General features: G+C 64.0%; 5 protein-coding genes. All 5 read left to right on the forward strand.

The window, feature by feature from the left end:
• Nucleotides 1-24: 24 nt before the first annotated feature.
• The 5 genes from CJ255_RS13200 to CJ255_RS13215 all read left to right on the forward strand — a co-directional run bounded on the left by CJ255_RS13200 (nucleotide 25) and on the right by CJ255_RS13215 (nucleotide 6,276).
• The gene (locus CJ255_RS13200) at nucleotides 25-858 is read left to right on the forward strand and encodes an SAF domain-containing protein (protein ID WP_097644571.1); all 834 of its coding nucleotides are present in this window, start codon (nucleotides 25-27) and stop codon (nucleotides 856-858) included.
• Between the two features lie 476 nt (nucleotides 859-1,334).
• Nucleotides 1,335-2,558 (forward strand): ATPase, T2SS/T4P/T4SS family, encoded by a 1,224-nt coding sequence (locus CJ255_RS13205; protein WP_097644572.1) that lies wholly within the window; start codon nucleotides 1,335-1,337, stop codon nucleotides 2,556-2,558.
• On the forward strand, nucleotides 2,545-2,772 hold the full coding sequence (locus CJ255_RS22775; protein WP_124681932.1) for a hypothetical protein: 228 nt from the start codon (nucleotides 2,545-2,547) through the stop codon (nucleotides 2,770-2,772). Before CJ255_RS13205 ends, CJ255_RS22775 begins: the two co-directional genes overlap by 14 nt.
• A gap of 59 nt (nucleotides 2,773-2,831) precedes the next feature.
• Entirely contained in the window at nucleotides 2,832-4,088 is a 1,257-nt protein-coding gene (locus tag CJ255_RS13210) for a P-loop NTPase family protein (protein ID WP_097644573.1), read from the forward strand.
• Nucleotides 4,089-4,269: 181 nt separating this feature from the next.
• The gene (locus CJ255_RS13215) at nucleotides 4,270-6,276 is read left to right on the forward strand and encodes an ATPase, T2SS/T4P/T4SS family (protein ID WP_097644574.1); all 2,007 of its coding nucleotides are present in this window, start codon (nucleotides 4,270-4,272) and stop codon (nucleotides 6,274-6,276) included.
• Nucleotides 6,277-6,329 lie beyond the last annotated feature (53 nt).

Here is a 6,329-nt window from a genome sequence, read left to right on the forward strand (position 1 = left end):
GCCTCTAAAGAAAGGACAAAACCAATGACCACGCTCGCCCCCAACACCGCCCCGTCGCTCCATCAAGCCATGACCCGCAAGAAGGCCAACCCGCTGCCCGCGATCCTGCTGGCCATTGGGATGCTCGCCGCCATTGGGTTTGCGCTGATGGGCTACCTCGAAAGCCAACGCACCGAAGAGGTTGTCATCCTGATCCGCGATGTCCCCTATGGCCAACGCATCCACGCAGAAGACCTTGGGGTTGTGGAGGTACCGTTGCACCGCCCGGTGCAGTTGGCTGGGATCACACGCCCGGAGGCGGTGATTGGCCAGTACGCGGCCCGCAACCTCGCCACGAATGATCTGGCCCAACCCACGATGCTCATGCTCGAACCCCCAACCCAGCCGGTCTACCCCAACGGCGAACGGCTGAGCGAGAACATGGTGCCCATGCCTTTCAGTGTGGCAGCCCTGGGCCCAGTCCACTACCGCGACCTCGTGAATATCGGCTACAGCGATCCCTCCGGCGACCCGGCGCTGTGTGCGAACCAGCGCCAAGCCTTTGCCAGCAATCTTCCCATGGAGGTGGTCGGCAGTGAAGAGCATGCCAGCAACAACCGGCCCTACGCCTGCCGTCTGCTCAGTTCGGTGCGGGTGCTCTGGATTGATGGTGGCACGGCCTACCTGGAACTGACCCCCTACCAAGCTCAAGCCATTCGTGCGCTTGAAGTCGGTGGCCTCCAGCTTTGGGGCGAACGTTATGGCACAACCTCCGACACACTGCCCTCCTTCGACCGCCTCGATGCCGAGCAACTCAGCGTGCCTGCCCTGCTCGCCCCAGTGCCCACACCTCAGCCTCGATCCGATGATGGTGAGTAATACCAGTTACGATTGTAGATTGCAGATTGCAGATTGCCGAACATGGCGTCTCAATGGGCTAGATTGTCATTGGGCATGCGGCCTGTTCAATGATAATTGGTATAAGGGAAGTGGATGTTGTTGATTGCCTCATGACAAGCTGTTGGGATACGTAACAATTTGTTAGCGCGAAAAAGCTCTGGGCCGCGCCGCTTGGCTTCGACAGGCTCAGCCAGCGGCGCGGTGGCTCGGTGGTTGAGCCTGCCGAAACCAGCCTGTCGAAGCCACCGCGAGGTCGCCTGCCAACCCAAGGCTTTTTCGCGCTAACAACAATTTCTACTTCCCTAACTTGTTGAGGGATCGACCCACCTGTTCCTCTGTCCCCTGCTCTCCTGTTCCCTGTTCGCCTGTTCCTCTGTTCCCCTGTTCTCCTGTTCCTCTGTCCCCTGTTCGCCTGTTCCCCTGTTCCTCTGCCCTGCACACAAGGAGTCATCCACATGTCCCTCGAAGCTCAAGTCATTCCCACTGCCCCCCCAGTGCTGCCTGGTCGCAACCTGGCCGATCTGGGCGAGGAGTTGCGTATGTTGGTACGCAGCGGGCGGCTACGCGATTGTTGGGATCTCGCGCCGGAACACACCTTTGCCCTCGCGGGCATCGGGGGTGAGATCAGCCCCGCCGAGCGGGCTGAACTGGACTGGTACGGCCCGCTTGAAATCTGGCGCGATCCGGAACACGAGGTTTCGGACATCCTCTACAACGGCCCGCCCGACGAGCCCTTCTATGTTGTCCAGCGTGGCGCAATGGTCTGCACCGGCGTGACCGCCCACCCGCGCTGGATCACTTGGGTCCAGCGGCAGTTGCTGCTACGCAGCCAGCGCCTCAACCCCAACGAGGGCTACTTACCCCCAATGGCCCAAGGCGTCGCCGACCGGCTCCGCTTTGCGCTCACCGGCCCGCCGATGTCCCGCGAGGGGCGCAGTCTGGCCATTCGCCTGCTGCCCGAACGCTGGCGCAGCCTCGACGACCTCATGCAGGTCGGCCTCTTGAGCCGTGAGGCGGCCAACTTGCTGGTTGAGGCGCTGGCTTCGGGCGCTTCGGTGCTGGTGGCCGGGCCAACGGGCAGCGGCAAGACGACACTGACCGCTGCGCTTACGCAGGCGATTGGGCGGCGCACGCGCCTCGTCTGCATCGAGGATGGCGGGGAGTTGCCGCGTGCGCCCAACAGCCTGCACATCGAAGCCCCGAGCGAGCAGGGCGGCTTTGCGCGGGCGGTCACCTTTGCCCTACGCCAGAAGCCGGGCTACATCATTGTGGGCGAAGTGCGTGGCGGCGAAGCGATAGCGATGCTCCAGGCTGCCGCCACTGGCCACCCTGGTGTCGGCACCATCCACGCGGGCGGCGTTCAGGGGGCCTTGCGTAACCTCGAACGCATGGCCATGCTCGGCCTCGCCGCCGAAGCGGGCGGCGGGGGCCAAGCTGCCGCCCAGATCGTCCGTGGCCTGATCACCTCTGAAACCGTGAGCCTCATTGTTGTGCAGATCGGCCTCACCATTCGCGGGCGGCGCAGTGTCGTTGCCATCGAAGAGGTCTTGCGCCAAGGTGCCCAAGGGCAGAGTGGCGACATCTTTCCCACCAATCCGCTCTTCCTCTATGAAGCCAGCATTGATCGTCTGGTGCGCGTAGGCAACGTCAACGCCGCCTGGGGCCTTGGGCGCATGTAGCCCCTGGCGGGGCGGCGAAGCCGCCCCCGCGTCGCTGGCTGAGCTTGTCGAAGCCACGCGGCGCGGTGGTGCGCTGGCTGAGCCTGTCGAAGCCAAGCGGCGCGGCCCAGAGCTTTTTCGCGCTAACAACTCTTTTTGTGCGGTGTTGGCGGCGAAGCCGCCAACACCGCACAAAAAACGGGGTTCGGGGCGTAGCCCCAGCAGCGGGTTTTAGGGCGGCAGCCCTAAACGCTATGGGAACCATATTCCCCCCAATATCTAAGGAGAAAACCAATGGAACTCGTCCTCTTTACCGCCATGGACGGCCTCGCCGCCCAAATCGAACAATTCCGCGATGTTGCTGTGCTGGCCCCTTCGCAGCTTGAACAGGTGAACCGACTGCTGGAGGGAGCGCATGCGCCCGATGCGATCTATCTCGATGATACCCGCGCTGCACCGCTGCCCGACCTGTGGCGCACCGCCACCTTAGCGCGGCGCGTCGGTTCGCGGGTGCTGCTCAATTTCGCCGGTACAGCGCGGAGTGCGCTCAATGATGCTCAGGGGGCCGGATTGCCCGCGATTAGTGAGCGCGATCCCGCTGCGGTTGCCACCTGGATCGGTGAGCAACTCAGTCTGCGCGGTGGCGACGGCCCGCGCCAGTGTACGGTGATCGCTGTGGGAGCCGCCAAGGGCGGGATCGGCAAGACCTTTGCCACCTGCGTCTTGGCCGAGGGGGTGCGCCGTCGCGGTCTGCGCGTCCTCGTCTGGGACAGCGACATCTCCAATCCGGGCCTTGTGCCCGCCTTTCGCATCCCCAGTAGCGCCCCTTCCTACCTGCACCTGATCCAGCGCGGCCCGGCCCAGTGGACAGCCAGCGGTATCCAACCCTTCATCTTTCGCCCCGATCACACCCGTGGTACATCCAACGGCTGGGGGCCGATTGATTTCCTGATTGGCTCCCACGCCGTCGCCCGCGTCGAGAACGACGTGCGCCTCCCCGATTGGCAAGGCTTCTACCAGGGCGCAGTTGGGGTTGAAGGCTACGACATCATCATTATTGACACCCCCCCCGACTACCTGCGTCGTCCCTATGCCACCCACGTCCTCCAGATGGGCGGCGCAGTGGTGCTACCCACCCCGCCTGGTGCGCGCGAGCGCATGGGCGTTGGTCACCTGCTCGACCACCTACGCGACCATGTGCCCGATGCGCTAGACCGCTGTGCGCTGCTTTTCATGGAGCCGGAACGCGGCGTAGTCGCAACCGTCAGCGAAGTGAATTCGCTCTTTACGCGGCGCTACCCGCAGGTGGGATCCCTTGGCGTGCTGCCGCGTGCCCCGCGCCTCGCCAGCCTCGCCGACGAGCATGACGGCTACGTCTCCATGCTCGACCTTGGGCCTCACAGCCCCTTCGCCGCTGCTGTCCACCAAGTCAGCGACGCCCTCTGCACCCGTCTCGGCCTCACGCCGCGCATCCCTTTGCCCCAGTCCAGCTTCTGGGAACGCATGCACGCCCGCTGGCGCGGCGAACGCGGTCTCGTGGCGACGGCATAGAAGAACAGAAGAACAGAAGAGCAGATGAACAGAAGAGCAGATGAACAGATGAACAGATGAACAGATGAACAGAAAAAATCCTATAGGTTGATGTCTGTTCCTTTGTTCTTTTGTTCCTTTGTTCTTTTGTTCCTTTGTTCTTTTGTTCCTTTGTTCCTCTGTTTCCTCAAGGAGTACCCCCATGCAACCATCCAACTCACCCCCCCCACCCCGCCCCTTGGCGGTAATCGAAGACGGCGGCCTCGCTGCGCTTGTGACGGAGCCAGTTGTTGTGAGTGGGCGCAGCCACGATGCGGCGATTCTCCAGGCTGTGCGTGAAGCCCTGCGCGACCAGATTGGTGCCGAGTTGCTCGATCCGGTGGCCCCGGCCTCCACACGCGACCCTGAAGTGTTGCGTGTGCTGCGTGCCGAGATTGGCACCCAAGTGGAACGGGGCTATGGCCCCTTGCGCGAACTGCCCACCGACGAACGCTCGCTGCTCAACCTCTTCCAGGATGCCCTTGGTTGGGGCCCGGCCCAACCCTACCTCGACGATGAGCGCGTGCAGGAATTGAAGATCATTGGCGACCGCATCATGGTTCAGGAGGAGGGCAATGATTTTACGCTTGTGCCTGAACGTTTCCCCGATGCACGCCAAGCCCTTGATCGCGCCCTCTTGCTCGCGGCCCGCCTCAATGTCCCCCTTGATCGCACGCGGCCCCAAGACACCCTGCCGCTGGCCCACGGCACCCGTATGCATGTCACTATTCCGCCCTGTACCCCCGAAGAGACCGGCCTTATCTGTATTCGGCGCGGGCGACGGTATGCCTGGGGTCTCGATGATGTCTTGAGCCGGGGGGCTTGCGATCAGGCTGTGGGTGACCTACTGCGTCTCTTGGTGCGGGCTGGCTGCTCTTTTCTCATCGCGGGCGAAACGGGTTGCGGCAAGACCGCCATGCTCGAAGCGATTGTCAATGCCTGGCCCGGCGAACCGCATGTGATCACCATTGAAGATAACACGCTGGAGATCAACGTGCGCCACGCGGTGTGGACACGCGAACTGGTGCAGACCGCCCTTGAACCCGAAGCCTTCGGGCGGGCCGCCCGTGAGGTCTTGCGCCAAACGCCCAGCGTGGTAGCGCCGGGCGAGACACGCGCCGCCGAGGCGGGGGCCATTCTGGCCGTTGCAGTCAGTGGCCACGCTGTAGTGACCACCATTCACGCCCGGACTGCTATGCGGGCGGTGCAGCGCTTTGCCGACTGTGCCGCCATGCCGGGAGCCTACATCTACAGTGGGCGGCGCGAGAACGCCCTCGAAGATGCCTGCGACAACTTTCAGGTGGTGATGCACCTCGAAAAGATAGCAGGGCGGCGCTACATTGACGAAATCCTGCTGCTTGATGGAGTCACCGGCAACGATGAACGCCCACGCCCACGGGCCATCCGTCTCGCCTGGGTTGAGCAGCAGGATGGCGTGTTGCGTTGGGCCACCGCCGCGACCGCCGAGGGCAACCAGTTGCACTGGAAGGGCAACGAGCGCACCCCGGAGGGCTTGGTGCGGCGTCTACGGCTGTTGGGCATGCAGGCCGCTGTGCGGGCTGCCCCCTCAAGCCGGGCAGTAATCGAAGAGAGCATCAGCCGAGCGGCAACCGCCGTGCGTGCTGGCGATGCCGCCCAGGCGCTCGCCATCCTACGCCGCGCCTGGCGCGAACGCCCCGATGCGCGCCTCGTCCTAGCGGCCCAACGGGCGATTGAATTGGACGCAGCCCAAGCCGCCGCGCTCACAACCGTCGCCCGCAAGCTCACGTCAACCATCCAAGCCGCCCTGCGCGCCCGCGACTGGGCGGCGGCCCAAGCGGCCCACGACGAAGCCCAGAGCGACCTTGCGCTCCTCGCGGCCTACGCCCCCCCTGGAGGCTGGGAGGCGCTTGCCCAGGCGATTGCCGCTGGCGCAGCGCGTGAACGCCGCGCCGAAGGTGCCCTCAGCCAAGCGCGGCTCGCCCTCGCCCAAGGGCGGGCACGCGATGCCGTCGAACTGCTTGCGCCCTACCAACCCGACGAACTGCCCCCCGAGCTTGCCCGTCGCACCCTCACCACCCGCCGCGACGCCCTCATCGCCCTACGCGACGCAGGCGAACTGGGCAGCGACGCCCTCACCCCCGTCGAGGCAGCCCTGAGTGCGTTTGGAAGGATGAAGGATGAAGGATGAAGGATGAAGGATGAAGGATGAAGGATGAAGGATGAAGGATGAAGGATGAAGGA

Source organism: Candidatus Viridilinea mediisalina (genome assembly GCF_002532535.1).
GTDB classification, from domain to species: domain Bacteria; phylum Chloroflexota; class Chloroflexia; order Chloroflexales; family Chloroflexaceae; genus Viridilinea; species Viridilinea mediisalina.

Bases quoted from the DNA above. Each gene is read 5' to 3' on its own strand.
- CJ255_RS13215 (WP_097644574.1), top strand. From the start codon at position 4,270: ATGCAACCATCCAACTCACCCCCCCCACCCCGCCCCTTGGCGGTAATC.
- CJ255_RS13200 (WP_097644571.1), top strand. From the start codon at position 25: ATGACCACGCTCGCCCCCAACACCGCCCCGTCGCTCCATCAAGCCATG.
- CJ255_RS13205 (WP_097644572.1), top strand. From the start codon at position 1,335: ATGTCCCTCGAAGCTCAAGTCATTCCCACTGCCCCCCCAGTGCTGCCT.
- CJ255_RS13210 (WP_097644573.1), top strand. From the start codon at position 2,832: ATGGAACTCGTCCTCTTTACCGCCATGGACGGCCTCGCCGCCCAAATC.